Origin of the sequence: Sphingomonas sp. PP-CC-3A-396, from assembly GCF_004343105.1 — a bacterium.
GTDB lineage: Bacteria > Pseudomonadota > Alphaproteobacteria > Sphingomonadales > Sphingomonadaceae > Sphingomonas.
In genome coordinates, this window is the sequence record NZ_SLYF01000006.1 from 283,177 (window position 1) to 299,053 (window position 15,877).

Genomic DNA, 15,877 nt, shown 5'->3' on the forward strand with positions numbered 1-15,877 from the left:
TATTCGCGGGAGGATGGAATGTCGTTGTCGGATAAGGACCGAAAACTTCGCGCGGGAGACGGAAACAAGTTTCCCATTGATCCGGCCGCAGACACGGTGGCGTCATTCGCCAGTGTCATCGCCGACGCGCTGCGTCGAGATTTCGGCACATCCCCGGCGAAGGTGAAGCATATCGCCCGTCTTACGGGAGCGAACGCGCGGACGGTGCAAAACTGGCTCTATGGGAGGAACGGTCCGAGCGGAGCGGGGCTAGTGGTGCTGATGCGCCATTCGGATGCGGTCATGCTAGCCGTTCTCGAACTCGCGGACCGGTATGAGATACAACACGCAGCGAAGAGCGAGAAGCTCCGGGGGGAGCTGCGTTCACTAATCACGATGCTGCTGGAGTATCTTGGTCCGGAATGACGCGGATCCCGCAACGAGCATCGACGCACAGTCCTTGCCAACAGCATGGACTCAATTGCGGGCTTGTCAGGTATGGATCGGTTGCAGCAAATTGTAGGTGGTGCTCGCTCGAAGGCGGACATCGAACCGCGTGGCGAGGCCAGTGGTCAATGCAACGATGGAATTTGCGTCATTCGGTATGTTGACGGCTGAGGCGAGGGGAGTCCGATTCGGACGCCCGCCCAAGCTCAAATCTGATCGGACCGCGTTGGGCGAGCGCCGGCAAGTCGGTGCACGAATAGCCAAGCTTTTCGAGGGCCAACATGCCCCGCTCTACCGGGCACTGACGGCTTTGACGGTGGCGGCATAATGCCGACCTTCCCACAACCGGCCTGTAGGATGGAATCCTAACTCAACCGCGCCGGACAAATCGGTGTCAGAATTCTCGCTGATCGGTCAAAAGCTTTGTCACTTGGTTTTGACAGATCACGATATGTTCTGACCTGAGAGGGCAAGTTTTCGTGTCAAAGGACACGCTTGCTAAATTTCCTGCAGGAATTGCAGCATCATCGTCAGGGCTTCGTCGGTCAGGCCGAGCGAACGTTGCGGCCATGCGGCGGTGTGCGGCCAGCACGTGATCAACCCGCGATGCTCGAGTGTCAGCAGCCAGCGTCGGATCGTCACTTCGGACAGCCCGGTGGCGGCCTGCACCGCGTCGATGGTCAGCGGTGTGCCCTCTTCGTACGCGACGAACAGCCCTAGCAATATATCCCATGCCGGATCCTGGAACAGCGCCCGAGCCGACGCGAATGCGGCCGATCGGGCGCGTTGCTGATGAAGCAGGGCGCGGGCGCGGTCGAGTTCGGTCGGCGATGGCGGCTCGATACCCGATCCAGCCCCGTTACCCGGGGGGGTGTCGCCGGGGGGAGCGTCACCAAGCGGCATCTGTGGTGGCGTACCCTCCTGCGGTAAGGTGTCGGGCAAGGGGTGGTGCGCTGGGTAACGCAAACGAAGGGGGTCGCTCATCGGCGTCGATCCATATTTTGAAGTCGGTGTCGGTGTCGGTGTAAATTCGGCGGTCAGGGCGATTTTGACGCGCTGGACCAGTCCGGATCGCAGCCATGCGACCATCGTCGCCGGCGGTGGCGTTCGGTGCCGACCACCAACAGAGCCAGCATCGGATAGGCGATCTTGCTGATCGCCGCGGCGTACATCCAGGGCACAAGGTCCGGGTCGTATGCGCGGACGCCGTGCACCGCGATCGCGAGCAGGTGAAGCGCGCTGATCCAGATCGGCCAGAACCGGTTCGCGAACAGCGCCACCGCGATCAATCCGGCCAGCAAGGCCAGGTCGATCGATAGCAATGCGGTATCGACCGACCGGAACGCGGGCCGCGCGGTGAACGCCAGCAGACTCGACAGGATCGCGGCGAGCAGGAACGCCGCCGCAACGATCCGTTCGGGGAGCCCACCATGGCGAAACGCGAACCAGCATGTCGCCAGCGCAACCGCGTAATAGACCAGGACGTGGATCACGGGGCGCGACCGAGTTCGAGGTCAGGCCGCCGCGGCGACGATCGAGAGATGGCTGATGTCCGCACCGGTGAAGAATGCCTGATCCGGTTTGGGCAGGCCATCGCCGAAACCGACGAACTTGCCGATCCGTTCGGCGCTGCGATGCGCGGCGATCACATGACCCTGTGCCTGAGCGATCGCCGCCATGGCGCCGCCAAGTTCCTGGACGACGGGTTGGGCGATCCGCGGCGTGACGCCGGCGCTGCCGCCGAACGTCGTCGTGGCAACCGCGAGGTGCGAGCAGATCGCAAAGGCCTCGGTCAATTGGGCTTCGAGCCGGTTCAGCAGGGTGCCGATATCGGTGGCGGTCTGCGTCAGCTGAGTGTCCATGCAAGTATCCGCCGATGGCGGCCTTCTCGATCGATTAGCCGGACACGTGCCCTAGCCGTTCGATCAGCTCGGCGAGCACGTTGAGACCGCTCGCGAGCATGCCGAAGCCCACCGCGAGGATCACTGCGATAGCCGGTATCCAGAGCAAGCGGGCCGCGACCGGTAGGTCGTTGCTGCGTTGTCCTGTACGCCTGATCGGAAGCAGTCCCGCGAACGATGGCCTTTGGGGTGCACCGGCATCTTGGCCCACCCGGTCCGCACCGGCATCTTGGAAAGCTTCCGGTTCGACGACCGGCTGAGCGATCTGTGGCATCGATGCCGCGGGAGCTGCCACCCATGAAGATTGCCCCCCGGATTGCCCGGGGGCTGGCGGCCTTGGGTCCGACAGCGGATCAATACGTTCGTGCCGAGCCAGCATGCGGGCCGCATCGCCGCGATCGGTCGCGCCGAGAATCCGGACCGCGTCGGCGATGTAGCCGTCTACGGTGCCTGGCGCGATACCGAGTTCCGCGGCGATCTGCTTGGTCTTGCGCAACGCAGCCACGCCGCGCAGCACGTCGCGGTGCCGGTTCGACAGACGATCGATGCGGGGTTCTTCCATCTCATCCCCCCTTCACCGGGCTGGCGGCATAACAGACCGAGCATGCCCCTAAAGGGTTAACGGTCGGGCAAGCAACCACCTGCGCATTCGCGGCCGATGGCGGCACTTCGAAAGAACACCCGCGACAAGGCTCGGCTCATCGCATTTGAACCATTCTCTATCCGACTTGCACGTTTTTCCCTCAATCATGCGTTAGGATGCACGTGCCGGCTCGCCATCAACCTTTGGCTCGTCACCAAGGCGGGTCGGCACAAATCCCAACTCTTTCAAATGCTACGACGCCTCGGCGATCAGCTTGGCTGCCTCGGGCGTGTTCCATTCATAGCCGCCGGTCATCCGCCAGACTTCCTTGCCTGCCGAATCGTAGAGGATCGTGGTCGGCAGGTTCGCCTGATAGGCGAGGCTGAGACCGAGCTTCGGGTCGAGATAGGGCTTCAGCGTCGAAAACTTCTTCGCGGCGAAGAACGGCGTCACCTTCTCCGCGCCCTGCAAGTCCTGGCTGACTGCGATCACCTGGACCTTGCCCGCGAGCGACTTCGCCGCGGCGTCGAGCGTCGGCATCTCGGCGACGCACGGCGCACACCAGGTCGCCCACATGTTGAGCAGCAGCGGCTTGCCCTTGAACGCGGCGAGCGTGACCGATTTGCCGTCGGGCGCGGTGAAGGCAACCGTCGGTCCGGTCTCGCCCTTGTGGCTGCGGTCGAGCTTTTCGGTGCTGGTGGCAGGACCGGTGGCTTCGTCGGGCGCGGGGGCGGACGTAACCTCGTCAGCGGAGGCCGTGTTTGCCGCAACGACGTTTGCTTGCTCCGGCGCGGGCGATTTCCTATCGCAGCCGGCGACCAGCAGGCCCATTCCCACCAGACCGATAGTCGGAAGACGGGCGATTGGGCGCGAAGTGAACACAGGACGCAAGACCATGGACGGTTCCAATTCGATGTGGGGTGGGCGGTTCGCCGAGGGGCCGGCAGCGGTCATGCGCGAGATAAACGCCTCCATTCCCTTCGACAAGCGGCTCTGGCAGCAGGATATTGCCGGCTCCAAGGCGCATGTCGCGATGCTCGGCAAGCAGGGCATCGTCTCGGCCGAGGACGCCGCGACGATCGCGGCCGGGCTCGATACGGTAGCGGCGCATTATGCCGAGCACGGCGTCGAGGAGGATCTCGTCCTCGAAGACATTCATATGCAAACCGAGGCGCGATTGGCCGATGCGATCGGGCCAGTTGCCGGGCGGCTGCATACCGCACGCTCGCGCAACGATCAGGTCGCGACCGACTTCCGGCTCTGGGTGCGCGATGCAATCGACCAGGCGCTGGCGGCGCTCGCCGGGTTCCAGGCCGCGTTGCTGACCCGCGCGGAAGAGCATGCGGCGAGCGTGATGCCGGGCTTCACGCATCTCCAGTCCGCGCAGCCGGTGACGCTCGGCCATCACCTGATGGCGTATCATGCGATGATCTCGCGCGACGTCGGCCGGTTTGCCGATGCCCGCGCAAGAATGAACCGGTCGCCGCTCGGCTCGGCCGCGCTGGCGGGGACGGGCTTTCCGATCGACCGCGCGATGACCGCCGCCGCCCTCGGCTTCGACGGCCCGATGACCAACTCGCTCGACGGCGTCAGCGACCGCGATTTCGCGATCGAGTATCTGACCGCGGCGACGCAGACCTCGCTGCATCTGTCGCGGCTCGCCGAGGAGTTCGTGCTGTGGGCGTCGCAGCCGTTCGGGTTCGTCGCGCTCAGCGACCAATGGTCGACCGGCAGCTCGATCATGCCGCAGAAGCGCAATCCCGATGCGGCTGAGCTGGTGCGCGGGCATGCCGGGCGCATCCTCGGTTGCATGACCGCACTGATGGTGACGATGAAGGGCCTGCCGCTCGCCTATTCCAAGGACATGCAGGACGACAAGCCACCGGTGTTCGAGGCGCACGACCTGCTTGCGCTGTCGATCGCGGCGATGACGGGCATGGTCGAGAGCGCGACGTTCCGCACCGACCGGATGCGCGGGCTGGCGGAGAGCGGCTTCGCGACCGCGACCGATCTCGCCGACTGGCTGGTGCGTGAGGCGGGGCTGCCGTTCCGCGAGGCGCATCATGTGACGGGGCGCGCGGTGAAGCTGGCGGAGGAGCGCAAGGTCGCGCTCGATGCGCTGCCGATCGAGGACCTGAAGGCAATCGATGCGCGGATCGACGAACGCGTGTACGGCGTGCTCTCGGTCGATGCGTCGGTCGCCAGCCGGACCAGCTTCGGGGGCACCGCGCCGGACAATGTGCGCGCGGCGATCCGGGCTGCGCGGGGAGATATTGCATGAAACGGCTTCTGGGATTGGCGGGACTGGTGCTGGCCCTTACGGGCTGCGGTGCGGCGGACGGCCTGGTGCCGGCGGAGGGCAAGACGCTCCCGGTCGCGCCTTACGGTGCGAAGACCCCGCCGACCGCCGCGCAGCTGCTCGCGCCGACCACGCAGCAACGCCCGCAGCGCAGCGACGAGCTGCTCACCCAATCCGACGAGCGCCGCAGCGACGAGTTCGACCTGCCGCCGCCAAATTGAAGACCTGATCCATGGACCATTTCGCTTATCGTGACGGTGTGATGCACGCCGAAGACGTCGCCCTGCCGGCGATCGCCGAGGCCGTCGGCACGCCCGTCTACGTCTATTCGACCGCCACCTTCCGCCGCCATGCGCAGGTGTTCCGCGATGCGCTGAAGGGCGCTGGGCGCGTGCATCTGGCCTATGCGATCAAGGCGAACCCCAACGTCGCGGTGCTCCGGGTGCTGGCCGACGAAGGCTATGGTGCCGATGTCGTTTCCGCGGGCGAGATGCAGCGCGCGCTGGCGGCGGGCATTCCGGCGTCGGACATCGTGTTCTCGGGCGTCGGGAAGACGCGGCGCGAACTGGCGCAGGCGCTCGACGCCGGGATCGGCCAGTTCAATCTCGAGCTGGAGGAGGAGGGCGAAGTCCTTGCCGCGCTGGCGTATGCTCGCGGCGAACGCGCGCCGGCGGTGCTGCGGGTGAACCCCGACGTGGACGCCGGGACGCACGCAAAGATCTCGACCGGGCGCAAGGAGAACAAGTTCGGCGTCGCGATCGATCAGGCGGTGGCGATGTTCAATCGGCTGTCGCAGCATGACGGGCTCGATCTGCGCGGCGTCGCTATCCACATCGGCAGCCAGCTGACCGATCTCGCACCGCTTGAAGCCGCCTATGCGCGCATCGGCGAGCTGGTCGCGGAACTGCGCGCTGCGGGTCACACGATCAGCCGCGTCGATCTCGGTGGCGGGCTCGGCGTGCCTTACAAGCCCGACGACGTACTGCCGTCGCCGGCGGACTATGGCGCGATGGTTGCGCGCGCGACCGCCGATTGGGATGTCGAACTGATGTTCGAGCCGGGGCGCGTGATTGCGGGCAATGCCGGCGTGCTGCTGACCGAGGTCATCTGGGTGAAGCCGGGCGTCGTGAACCCGTACGTCATCGTCGACGCGGCGATGAACGACCTCGCGCGCGTCGCAATGTACGATGCGTATCACGATTTCGTCGCGGTCGAGCCGAGCGGCGAGCGGATGATGGCGAACATCGCCGGGCCGGTGTGCGAGACCGGCGACACCTTCGCAATGGGGCGCGATATCGACGCGGTGAAGTCGGGCGATCTCGGGATTTTCCGGACCGCGGGCGCATACGGCGCGACGATGGCGTCGACCTATAACAGCCGCGCGCTGGTGCCTGAGGTGCTGGTCGACGGCGACCGGTTCGCAGTGGTTGCGGATCGCATTCATCCGGAGACGATCCTGGCCGCCGAGCGCGTGCCGGAATGGCTCAAGCGGTGACATCGCCCGCTCCGCTGCCCCCCCCGCTACAAAGCCTGCCGCTGTTCGTAAGGCTAGCGGGGCGCCCGGTGATCCTGCTGGGCGAGGGCGAGGCGGCGGATGCGAAGCGGCGGTTGCTCGATAGGGCTGGGGCCGATGTGGTCGGCGAGGATGCGGCGGCGTCTCTAGCGATCGTCGCGATCGACGACGAGGACGAGGCGCTGGCGGCAGTCGCGCGGCTGAAGGCGCGCGGGATCCTGGTCAATGCGGTCGACCGGTCGGCGCTGTGCGATTTCACGTTGCCGGCGATCGTCGACCGCGCACCGGTGCTGATCGCGATCGGCACTAGCGGCGTATCGGCCGGGCTGGCGGCGGCGTTGCGTCAGCGGCTGGAGGCGATCGTGCCCGCCGATCTCGGCAAACTTGCGCTCGCGTTGCAGGCGGCGCGGGGCGCGTTGCGGAAGCGCTGGCCTGACATGGGCGAGCGCCGCCGGGCATTAGCGACCGCGATGGCGGCGGGCGGGATGCTCGATCCGCTGTCACCGACGCACGACGTCGCTGCATGGCTGGCGCCGACGGACGCGGCCGCTGCGGTGCGTGACGTGGCGATTACCCTCGTCCTGCTGTCTGACGATCCCGAGGATTTGACGTTGCGCCAGGCGCGTGCGCTCGCCAGCGCCGACCGGGTCTACCACGGCCCCGACGTGCCCGCGGCGATCCTCGACCGTGCGCGTGCCGACGCCGCGCGGTATTGCGCTGCGATGCCGGCGGATCCGGGCACGGGCCTCACCGTCGCGGTCGAGATGGCGCGATGAGCGGTTTCGGCTTCCGCATCACCAACGGCGAAGCGACGCGCGTTGGCGTGAAGGAGGCGCTCGACTGTACCGCCGACCTCGTCTGGGTGCATCTGTCGACCACCGCCGAGCATGCGCAGACATGGTTGCGCGACGAGGCCAAGCTGCTCGATTACGTCGTCGACGCACTGACCGCGACCGAGACGCGGCCGCGGTGCGAGGCGGTCGGCGAGGGCGCGTTCCTCAATTTGCGCGGGCGCTCGCACGAGGAGCTCGACACCTCTGACATGCTCGCCTCGGTACGGATCTGGGCGGTGAAGGGGCGGGTCTTCTCGGTCACGCGCAAACCGCTGATCGCGGTCGGCGAGGTCGAAAAGATGGTCGAGCGCGGCGAAATCCGCGATCCGGGCGATCTGATCGCAGCGTTTGCGACCGCGATCACCGCCGACCTCGATCCCGACGTCGCGACGCTCGGCGACGAGCTCGACGATTGCGAGGAACAGCTCGACGCCAACCGCGTGTTCGAACTGCGCCGCACCGTCAGCAAGGTCCGCGTGGCGGCGATCGGCTATAAACGCTTCCTCAGCCCGCAGCGTGCGGCGCTGGAAAAACTGGCGGCGTTGCCTGGCGACTGGCTCGCCGACGACGACCGTCTGCATCTCGCGGCGGCGGCGGACCGCGCGGCGCGGATGGCAGAGGAGCTTGAATCGATCCGTGAGCGTGCCGCACTGGTCCACGAGACGCTGACCGATCTGCGCGCGGAGCAGATCGACAACCGCTCGTTGATCATTTCTATCGCGGCGATGGTGTTCCTGCCGCTGACGTTCCTCACAGGCCTGTACGGCATGAACGTGAAGGGGCTGCCCTATGCCGAAGAGCCATGGGCGTTCGATGCGATCGCCGCGGCCTGCCTCGTGATCGCGGTGGGCGTCATCGGGTATTTCTCCGCCCGCCACTGGTTCAAGAGGTAGGACTTCTAACCTCGATCCTCCCCCGCCAGGGGGAGGTGGCGCCAACGGCGACGGAGGGGGAGGGGGCGACAACTGCTGTTCCGTGTCCGCCCCCTCCGACTGGCAAGCGCCAGCCACCTCCCCCTGGCGGGGGAGCATTGGAAGCTCAGGCGGCGCTGGCAGTCCGCCAGGCTTGGGCGATCTCGTCGAGCATGTCCGCAGAATCGCGGAACGGCTTGGGGTCATGGCCGAGCGAGGCGTTGATGACGGTCTTCCGCGCGCCGCCATACAGCCGCGCCAGCGTCTCAGAAATCTGGCCGCCTTTTTCGAAATCGAGGCCGGCCTCCAGCGCGAACAGAATCGCGGTGGCACGCGTGATGCGCTCGCTCTTGACCGCGAACTTGCGCTTTTCGCAGGCCCAGGCGGCGGCGCGGAGTGCTGCGACGAGCTCCTTGTACAGCAGCTGCACCAGCGCCGGGCCGTCCGCCGTCGCAGTGTGGCCGACCGCGTCGATCTGCCGATAGGTCGCGAACGGGTCGCGCGTGAGGGTGGAGGCGTAGGTCACGAGCTCTTGTTCCACTGGGCGATCTGACCGGTAAGAAACGTCTGCGTCGACTTATACGCCGACACGCGCGAGTTCATGCTGGCATATTGCTGCGTCAGCCGGGTCGTCAGCTGCGCCGACTGGTCGGTCACCTTGTCCTGCTGTTTGGTCACATCGGACTGCGCCGCGGTGTAGCGCACGGTCGAGGCGCCGAGCCCGGTCAGCGTGCTGGTCGCGCTGGTCGTCAGCGCGGTCAGCGTCGCCGAGAGGCCGAGCGCATTGGTGCCCGACGGTGCGAACATCGATTCGATGGTGTCGGGATAGGCCGCGAGCTGCTTCGCGAGCAGCGTGGAATCGACGCGCAGTGTGCCGTCCGTATTGGTCGCGACGCCGAGTTCCGCCAACGTCCGCGGGAGACCGGCGGTCGCGCCGCCAACCAGTGGCTTCGAGGTCAACGCCTTCAGCGAGCTCAACAACGACTTGGCGGCAGGGTCGGCACGGAGATTGCCGGTGATCGGATCGGTCTGCTCGGTGATCGTCTTCAGGACCTCGTTATAGGTCGTGACGACGTCGTTGACCGCCTGCGTCAGCGCATCGGTCGGCGCCGTGCTGGTCAGCGAGACGGGGACGGTCGACACGCCGCTCAACTGCAATGTTACGCCGGAAACCAGATCGCTGACGGTGTTGCTCGGCCGTTCGACGTCGATCCCGTCGACGGTGAGCTTGGCGTTCTGTGCGGTCGATACCAGACTGGTCTTGGTCGCAGTGCTGCCACCGATGTCGAGCGCATTGCCGGTGGCGCCCTTCAGCGTGAACGCGTTGGCGCTGCCGGTTGCGCCCTTGACCGACAGATACGCGCCGCCTTGCGCATCGGTGACGACCGAGGCGGTGACGCCGCTCTTCGACGCGTTGATCCCCGCCGCGATCGCGTCGATGCTGCCGTCGCCGATATTGATCGCGACGTTTGCGCCCCCGCCGACGTTGAGCGTCAGCGCGCCGGTGCCGAGCGATGCGGTGCGATTGGCGGCGGCGACGGGGTTCGTCGTCCGCGCGACCTGGCCGGTGGCGAGGCGCGTGACGGTGACGCTGGCCGACAGCCCCGACAGTTTCGCGCCCGACTGCGCGGTGGCGGACAGGATTGCGGCGTTCGAGCTGGTTGGTTGGGTCTGCAAGCTGCCGCCCTTCACCAGATTGGCGAGTGCGGTGGAGAAGCCCGTCATCGTGCTCTTGAGCGACGCGACGCCCGAGATCTGCGCGGTAAGCGTGTCGGATTTGGATTTCAGCGTTGCCGAGCGGGCGGCAAACTGCGCTTCGACCAGCGATGTGACCAGCGTCCCGGTGTCGACGCCCGACCCTGCGCTGAGCCCTGTCAGCAGCGCCTGCGTCGCGGTGTTGATCGCGGTCTGTGCCGCGGACGCGGTGGACGTTGGGGTGGGTGTCCCCGTCGTGCTGGTGGTCGATGTTACCATGGCGAAATTCCTGCACGTGCGCGCTCGTCTGTAAGAACGACCGTTTGGCGGCGATGTTTAGGCCTGTTTCATGCCGTTTTCGTCGAAGCGGGCGTCCTTCGGTACGGTGACGAACGGCTGGACCCCGCCGGCCGTACCGCCCGCCGCCGCGTTTAGCCCGAATACGAAAGCGAGCACCGTCGCGATCGCCATGTACAGGTCGTCGCGGACCTCCTGATTCTCCTTGCTGGTGTAATAGATCGCACGTGCCAGCATCGGATATTCGAGGACGGGTACCCGGCCTTCTGCGGCAAGTTCGCGGATCGCGAGCGCGGTGGCGCCGCGCCCCTTGGCGACCACCACCGGCACCTGATCTTTGCCGCGATCGTAGCGCAGCGCGACGGCGAAATGCGTCGGGTTGGTCAGCACGACATGCGCCTCCGCGACCGATTTGCGCAGGCCCCCGCTCGCCATCGCGCGCATCTTCGCCCGCATCTGGCCCTTCGCCTCGCCATTGCCCTCGGTCGACTTGTGTTCGTCCTTGATCTCCTGTTTCGACATCCGCATCTTGCCCAGCCGGCGGATGATCTGGATCGGCAGGTCGATCCCGGCGATCGCGCACAGCCCGAACGCCATCGCGATCAGGATCCCCTTGAAGATCCCGCCGAGCGTCGACAGCGCCTGGTTGAGATCGGCGGACGAGGCGAGGCCCATCGTCGAATGTGCCGCGTTCCACAGCATCCAGCCGCCGATCGTGCCGAGCAGGATGACCTTCAGCAGCGACTTGCCGAGCTCGATCCAGCCGTTCGCGCCGAAGATGCGCTTGATTCCAGCCGCTGGATCGACACGGCTGTATTTGGGTGCGAGCAGGCCGCCGTTGAACCCAAGCGACCCGAGCCCCGCCTGGCTCAAGATCGCGGCGCCGATGCTGACGATGAACAGCGTGATGAGCGAGGGCGCGAGCTTGCCGCCGGCTTCCATCAGCGGCCGCCACGGCGAGAAGTCCTCGACGTCGGCATGCGTGAACTGGAAGCTGGAGCTCATGATCGCCTTGCACGCGGTGATCAGCGTCGGGCCGGCGTAGATCAGCCAGGCGACTCCGGCGAGCATGCTCAGCGCGGTGGCGAAATCGCGCGATTTGAGGATGTCGCCTTTCTCGACCGCATCCTTCTTGCGCTTTGCGGTTGGTGCTTCAGTTTTTTCGCCCGAGTCTTCAGACATCAGCCGAGCACCAGGTTTTCGGTGGCGGCGAGGCCTTCGCGGACGATCACGAGCATGTAGTCGCCCATCGTCGGGAACGCGATCGCCAGCGTGACGACGCCGACCGCGAGGCTGGCGGGGAGGCCGACCGCGAACAGGTTGAGCGCGGGCGCGGCGCGGCTCAGCATGCCGACGACGATGTTGAGGCAGAGCAGCAGGAAGCCGACCGGTAGTGCGAGCAACAGCCCGGCGAGAAACGCATAGCCGCCGAAGAACGCGATCGCCTTCAGCCGCTCGACGCCGATCCACGCGGCACCGGGCGGGAGCACGTCGTAGCTTCGGACGATCAGGTCGATCAGGATCAGGTGGCCGTCGACCGACAGGAACAGCAGCGTCAGCATGATCGAGAAGAACTGGCCGAGGGCAGGGGACGACTTGCCGTTCTGCGGGTCGATCGAGGACGCGAAGCCGAGCCCCATCGCGCCGCCGATCACTTCGGCCGCGATCATCGGCGCGGCGAACGCGATCTGGAGGACGAAGCCGAGTGCGAGGCCGACCAACGCTTCGGCGGCGGCGGAAAGGATCGTGGTGACCGCGAAGATGTTCTGTGGCGGGACGATCGGGTGGGCCGCGAGGACGAGGAACCCGATCGCGCCCGACAAGGTGACGCGCACGGTGAGCGGGACCGACACGGAGCCGAACACGGGTGCGGCGATGAACGTCGCGCCAATGCGGATCATCACGAACACGAGTGCCCAAAGCTGCGGCTCGATCGAGAGGCCGAAGCCCAACATGACTAGATTCCCCTCCCGCTTGCGGGAGGGGTCAGGGGAGGGCGCGACGTACGTACTGGCGACCGGCTGGTGAGGCACGCCCCTCCCCCGACCCCTCCCGCAAGCGGAAGGGGAGAAGTAAGTGCGCTCATTTTACGAGGTCCGGAATGCGCTCGAAGATCCCGATCGTGAAATCGCTCAGCAGCCCGAGGATCAGGCTCCCGAAGATCAGGATCGACACCGCGACCACGACCAGCTTCGGTACGAACGACAGCGTCTGCTCGTTGATCGACGTCGCCGCCTGGATCATCCCGAGGATCAGCCCCGCCAGCAGCGCCGGGATCAGGATCGGCGCACTGGCGAGCGCCAGCACCCACATCGTCTGGTTCGCGACGGTCAGGAAATACTGCGCGTCCATGCTCTCAGGTCGCGAACGAGTTGGCGAGGCTGCCCATCGTCAGTGCCCACCCGTCGACCAGCACGAACAGCAGCAGCTTGAACGGCATCGAGATGATCGTCGGGCTCAGCATCGCCATGCCGAGCGACATCAGCACGGTCGCGACGACCAGATCGATGACGATGAACGGCAGGAAGATCAGGAAGCCGATCTGGAACGCGGTCTTCAGCTCGGACGTGACGAACGCGGGGAGCAGCACCGAGAAGGGGATGTCGGTCGGCGTCGCGTACGGCCCGGACTTGGCGATCTGCGCGAACATCGTGACGTCCTTGATCCGCGTCTGCTTGACCATGAACGCGTGCAGTGGAACGCCCGCCGTCGTGATCATCTGCGTGCCGGCGAGCTGTCCGGCGGCATAGGGCTGAATCGCGGTCGTGTTGATCTGGCTGATCGTCGGCGCCATGATGAAAAAGCTCAGGAATAGCGACAGTCCGAGCAGCACCTGGTTCGGCGGCGTCTGCTGGAGGCCGAGCGCCTGGCGCAGGATCGCGAGCACGATGATGATCCGCGTGAAGCTGGTCATCATCAGCAGGATGCCCGGCAGTACCGTGAGCAGCCCCATGATGATGAGGACTTGCAGGCTGAGCGAGAGTGAGCCGCTCTGGCCGGTGTTGCCCGCAGCCTGGCCGCCGAGCTGGCCGAGCGCGCGATCGACCGCGTCGCCGACGGCGGGGTTGGTTGGGGCGGGGACGCCCTGCGCGAAGGCGGGCATTGCGAGGAACAGGGCCAAGAGAACCGCGAGGCCTATCCACAGCCACGCGTTCGCGCGCTTGGCTCCTGGATTCCCGCGTACGCGGGAAAACGGTTTGGCGGAGGACGCGGCGAACAGGGCAGGGCCCGAGCCTTTCCGCGTCACCGTCGGACGAGCGACCGCGCTCATGCGTCGACCTTGTCGATCAGGTGCACGCCGCCGCGGCCGACCGAGACGAGCAGCCGGCGGCCCTCGAAATCGATCACCGCGAGACGCAGCCCCGGCGAGATCATCATCGTTTCCTTGACGCCGATCAGCCGCGTCGAAGGCTTGCCCGGGATCCGGCTCTCAAACTTGCGCCACAGATACAGGCAGCCGAACATCAGGCCGCACACCAGTGGCAGCAGGATCACGAGCTTGAGGATATAGGTCCAGAGCATCGTGGTTCAGCCGCGCTTGTCGGGGCTGACAAGCTCGGTCATCCGCACGCCGAAGCGCTCGCCGACCGTGACGACTTCGCCGCGCCCGATCAGCGTGCCGTTGACGAAGACGTCGAGCAGCTCGTTGGCCTGGCGATCAAGTTCGATCACGCTGGATTCGCCGAGCGCGAGCAGTTCGCGCAGCGTCAGGCTGGTCGAGCCGATCTCGACGGTCAGCTTGACGTCGACGTCCTGGAGCAGCCGGAAATTGGCGGCGACGGCAGCATCTACGGGGAAGCCTCCGGTCATGTCGTTCATGCTGCAAATCCTTCGTCGAAACTTGTAATCGAGGTGAGCTGGATGGCGGCGAAGCCGTTAGACGTGCCGACCGTGCCGCAGCCGAGCCGGTTGTTGCCGACCATCACCGGCACGTCGCCCGAGATGGTGATCGGGATCACGTCGCCGGGCTTCAGGTCCATCAGCATCGTCAGCTTGACGACCGGCTCGGCGAGTACCGAGCGGATCGGGAAGCGCACGTTCATCGCGGCCCGCGTCAGCTCGGTGCGCCAAGCCGGATCGGGCTCGGCAGACTTGCCGACGACCTTCGCGGTCAGCGACGGCGCATGCGGCTTCAGCGCGGAGACGGGGTAGACGAGGTCGAGGAACACCGGCTTTGCGGCCCCTGCCGCGATGCCGAAGCGCGTGACGATCATCGCGTCCTCACCGTCGAGATCGGCGATCATCGCCGGGTTCACCTCGACGCGGGTCGGCAGGAAATCGAACCGCGCCATCGGCTCCCACGCGGTCTTCAGCGGCGCGGCGATCATCTGGCCGATCCGCGCGACCATCGCCTCGGCGGCGGGCGAGAACTCGGTCGGCAGCGTGTGCGGCGCGGCGCCGGTGCCGCCGAAGAACATGTCGAGCATCTCGAGCACGAACTTGCCGTCCATGATGCACAGCGCCTGCGCCATCCCCGGCGTCATGATCAGCGGCAGCCACGCGGTCAGCGCATCGCTGCGCTCGGCCCGGTAATCGGTGAAGCGCTGGACCACGAGAGGCTCGGCCCAGCAGCGGACTTCCTGGCGCAGCAGCGGCTCGAACACGCCGCGCAAACCGCGTGCGAACCGTGCCGACAGATGCTGCAGCGAATGGAGGTCGCCGAACGGATTGAGCTTGGCCCCGCCGAGCATACCTTGATGCATCGCGCCGCCCTGGGGGGCGGTGGAGCGATCCCGGTCGCGTCGCTCGCGTGTCTTTGCTGAGGCCTCGTTAACCATGCCTCACTGAACAACGAAACTGGTAAAGTAAACGTTACCGATGCCGCCGAAGCCTTCCTTCTGCTTGAGCGTATCGTTGATCGCTTTGGCCAATCGGACCTGCAGCTGGCGCTTGCCGTCGCTGCTCATGACCTGCTCCTCGGTGGTGTCGCCGAGCGCCATCAGGATCGCCGAACGGACCGCGATATCGTTGGTCTTGAGATTGGAGATGACGGTATCGTCGTACGGCGTGGCGACCGCGATGCCGACCTGGACGAAGTGCACCGAGTCCTGGAGATTCGAGGTGAATTCCTTCTCCATCGGGTAATAGGTCGACGCGTATTTGTCGCCGCCCTCGCCCGCGGGCGGCTTCATCCCGTGGTTTTCAGGCGCAGCCTCCTCGCCACCGCCATGGCCACCGCCCTCTTCGCCACCCTCACCGGCATGCTTCTGCTCGCTCTTGGGAACCAGCTTGGGCTTGCCGTCGTCGACTTCGGCATGGCCACCGCCAAGCAACCCGGCGTTCGACGCATAGACACCCGCGCCGACGCCGCCGCCGACCAGTACCAACAGCGCAACGCCGCCGATCAGGATCGTCTTCATCTTGCCCTTCTTCTTCGGGGCGGCGTCTGAAGTTTCTTTTTTGTCGCTCATGTCAGGGT

21 protein-coding genes are annotated in these 15,877 nt (G+C 66.0%); 6 read left to right on the forward strand and 15 right to left on the reverse strand.

Annotated elements, in window-relative coordinates:
• Positions 1-18: 18 nt before the first annotated feature.
• Positions 19-405: a hypothetical protein gene (locus C8J40_RS13745; protein ID WP_132897473.1), complete on the forward strand. Its 387-nt coding sequence runs from the start codon at positions 19-21 to the stop codon at positions 403-405.
• A gap of 519 nt (positions 406-924) precedes the next feature.
• Here the strand turns inward: C8J40_RS13745 and C8J40_RS13750 are convergent.
• From C8J40_RS13750 to C8J40_RS13770, 5 genes are all read right to left on the reverse strand, one after another.
• Positions 925-1,410, reverse strand: coding sequence for a hypothetical protein (locus C8J40_RS13750; RefSeq protein ID WP_132897474.1), 486 nt, complete (start codon positions 1,408-1,410; stop codon positions 925-927).
• A gap of 53 nt (positions 1,411-1,463) precedes the next feature.
• Positions 1,464-1,919 carry a hypothetical protein gene (locus tag C8J40_RS13755; RefSeq protein WP_132897475.1) on the reverse strand — a complete coding sequence of 152 codons (456 nt, stop codon included), beginning with the start codon at positions 1,917-1,919 and terminating at the stop codon, positions 1,464-1,466.
• 21 nt (positions 1,920-1,940) lie between these two features.
• Positions 1,941-2,288, reverse strand: coding sequence for a hypothetical protein (locus C8J40_RS13760; RefSeq protein WP_132897476.1), 348 nt, complete (start codon positions 2,286-2,288; stop codon positions 1,941-1,943).
• A 34-nt stretch (positions 2,289-2,322) separates the two neighbouring features.
• Complete coding sequence (locus C8J40_RS13765; protein ID WP_132897477.1) at positions 2,323-2,889, reverse strand: helix-turn-helix transcriptional regulator; 567 nt, start codon at positions 2,887-2,889, stop codon at positions 2,323-2,325.
• 273 nt (positions 2,890-3,162) lie between these two features.
• A complete protein-coding gene (locus tag C8J40_RS13770; protein ID WP_243693386.1) occupies positions 3,163-3,741 on the reverse strand; it encodes a TlpA disulfide reductase family protein in 579 nt (192 codons plus the stop codon).
• A 64-nt stretch (positions 3,742-3,805) separates the two neighbouring features.
• Between C8J40_RS13770 and argH the strand changes: the two genes are divergently transcribed.
• From argH to C8J40_RS13795, 5 genes are read left to right on the forward strand one after another with little or no spacing between them, the layout of a single operon-like run.
• Positions 3,806-5,191, forward strand: a complete 1,386-nt coding sequence (gene argH, locus C8J40_RS13775; protein ID WP_243693387.1) for an argininosuccinate lyase — start codon at positions 3,806-3,808, stop codon at positions 5,189-5,191.
• Positions 5,188-5,430, forward strand: coding sequence for a hypothetical protein (locus C8J40_RS13780; RefSeq protein ID WP_132897479.1), 243 nt, complete (start codon positions 5,188-5,190; stop codon positions 5,428-5,430). The genes argH and C8J40_RS13780 overlap by 4 nt, the downstream gene beginning before the upstream one ends.
• A gap of 11 nt (positions 5,431-5,441) precedes the next feature.
• On the forward strand, positions 5,442-6,704 hold the full coding sequence (gene lysA / locus C8J40_RS13785; RefSeq protein WP_132897480.1) for a diaminopimelate decarboxylase: 1,263 nt from the start codon (positions 5,442-5,444) through the stop codon (positions 6,702-6,704).
• Positions 6,701-7,498, forward strand: coding sequence for a bifunctional precorrin-2 dehydrogenase/sirohydrochlorin ferrochelatase (locus C8J40_RS13790; protein WP_243693388.1), 798 nt, complete (start codon positions 6,701-6,703; stop codon positions 7,496-7,498). Before lysA ends, C8J40_RS13790 begins: the two co-directional genes overlap by 4 nt.
• A complete protein-coding gene (locus C8J40_RS13795; protein ID WP_132742490.1) occupies positions 7,495-8,448 on the forward strand; it encodes a CorA family divalent cation transporter in 954 nt (317 codons plus the stop codon). Before C8J40_RS13790 ends, C8J40_RS13795 begins: the two co-directional genes overlap by 4 nt.
• Before the next feature lie 145 nt (positions 8,449-8,593).
• Here C8J40_RS13795 and C8J40_RS13800 read toward each other — a convergent pair whose 3' ends face one another.
• The 10 genes from C8J40_RS13800 to C8J40_RS13845 form a co-directional block, all read right to left on the reverse strand.
• Positions 8,594-8,992, reverse strand: a complete 399-nt coding sequence (locus C8J40_RS13800) for a flagellar protein FliS (RefSeq protein ID WP_132742489.1) — start codon at positions 8,990-8,992, stop codon at positions 8,594-8,596.
• Positions 8,989-10,440, reverse strand: a complete 1,452-nt coding sequence (gene fliD / locus C8J40_RS13805) for a flagellar filament capping protein FliD (RefSeq protein ID WP_132897482.1) — start codon at positions 10,438-10,440, stop codon at positions 8,989-8,991. Before fliD ends, C8J40_RS13800 begins: the two co-directional genes overlap by 4 nt.
• Positions 10,441-10,497: 57 nt before the next feature.
• Positions 10,498-11,640 carry a flagellar type III secretion system protein FlhB gene (locus C8J40_RS13810; protein ID WP_132897483.1) on the reverse strand — a complete coding sequence of 381 codons (1,143 nt, stop codon included), beginning with the start codon at positions 11,638-11,640 and terminating at the stop codon, positions 10,498-10,500.
• Entirely contained in the window at positions 11,640-12,413 is a 774-nt protein-coding gene (gene fliR / locus C8J40_RS13815; RefSeq protein WP_132897484.1) for a flagellar biosynthetic protein FliR, read from the reverse strand. Before fliR ends, C8J40_RS13810 begins: the two co-directional genes overlap by 1 nt.
• Before the next feature lie 127 nt (positions 12,414-12,540).
• Positions 12,541-12,810 carry a flagellar biosynthesis protein FliQ gene (gene fliQ / locus C8J40_RS13820; protein ID WP_055874447.1) on the reverse strand — a complete coding sequence of 90 codons (270 nt, stop codon included), beginning with the start codon at positions 12,808-12,810 and terminating at the stop codon, positions 12,541-12,543.
• A gap of 4 nt (positions 12,811-12,814) precedes the next feature.
• Positions 12,815-13,729, reverse strand: coding sequence for a flagellar type III secretion system pore protein FliP (fliP, locus tag C8J40_RS13825; protein WP_132897485.1), 915 nt, complete (start codon positions 13,727-13,729; stop codon positions 12,815-12,817).
• Positions 13,726-13,980: a flagellar biosynthetic protein FliO gene (locus C8J40_RS13830; protein ID WP_056054129.1), complete on the reverse strand. Its 255-nt coding sequence runs from the start codon at positions 13,978-13,980 to the stop codon at positions 13,726-13,728. The genes fliP and C8J40_RS13830 overlap by 4 nt, the downstream gene beginning before the upstream one ends.
• Positions 13,981-13,986: 6 nt before the next feature.
• Complete coding sequence (fliN, locus tag C8J40_RS13835; protein ID WP_056054132.1) at positions 13,987-14,277, reverse strand: flagellar motor switch protein FliN; 291 nt, start codon at positions 14,275-14,277, stop codon at positions 13,987-13,989.
• The gene (locus C8J40_RS13840; RefSeq protein ID WP_132897486.1) at positions 14,274-15,236 is read right to left on the reverse strand and encodes a flagellar motor switch protein FliM; all 963 of its coding nucleotides are present in this window, start codon (positions 15,234-15,236) and stop codon (positions 14,274-14,276) included. Before C8J40_RS13840 ends, fliN begins: the two co-directional genes overlap by 4 nt.
• A 3-nt stretch (positions 15,237-15,239) precedes the next feature.
• Positions 15,240-15,869, reverse strand: coding sequence for a flagellar basal body-associated FliL family protein (locus tag C8J40_RS13845; RefSeq protein ID WP_132897487.1), 630 nt, complete (start codon positions 15,867-15,869; stop codon positions 15,240-15,242).
• Between the last annotated feature and the right edge of the window lie 8 nt (positions 15,870-15,877).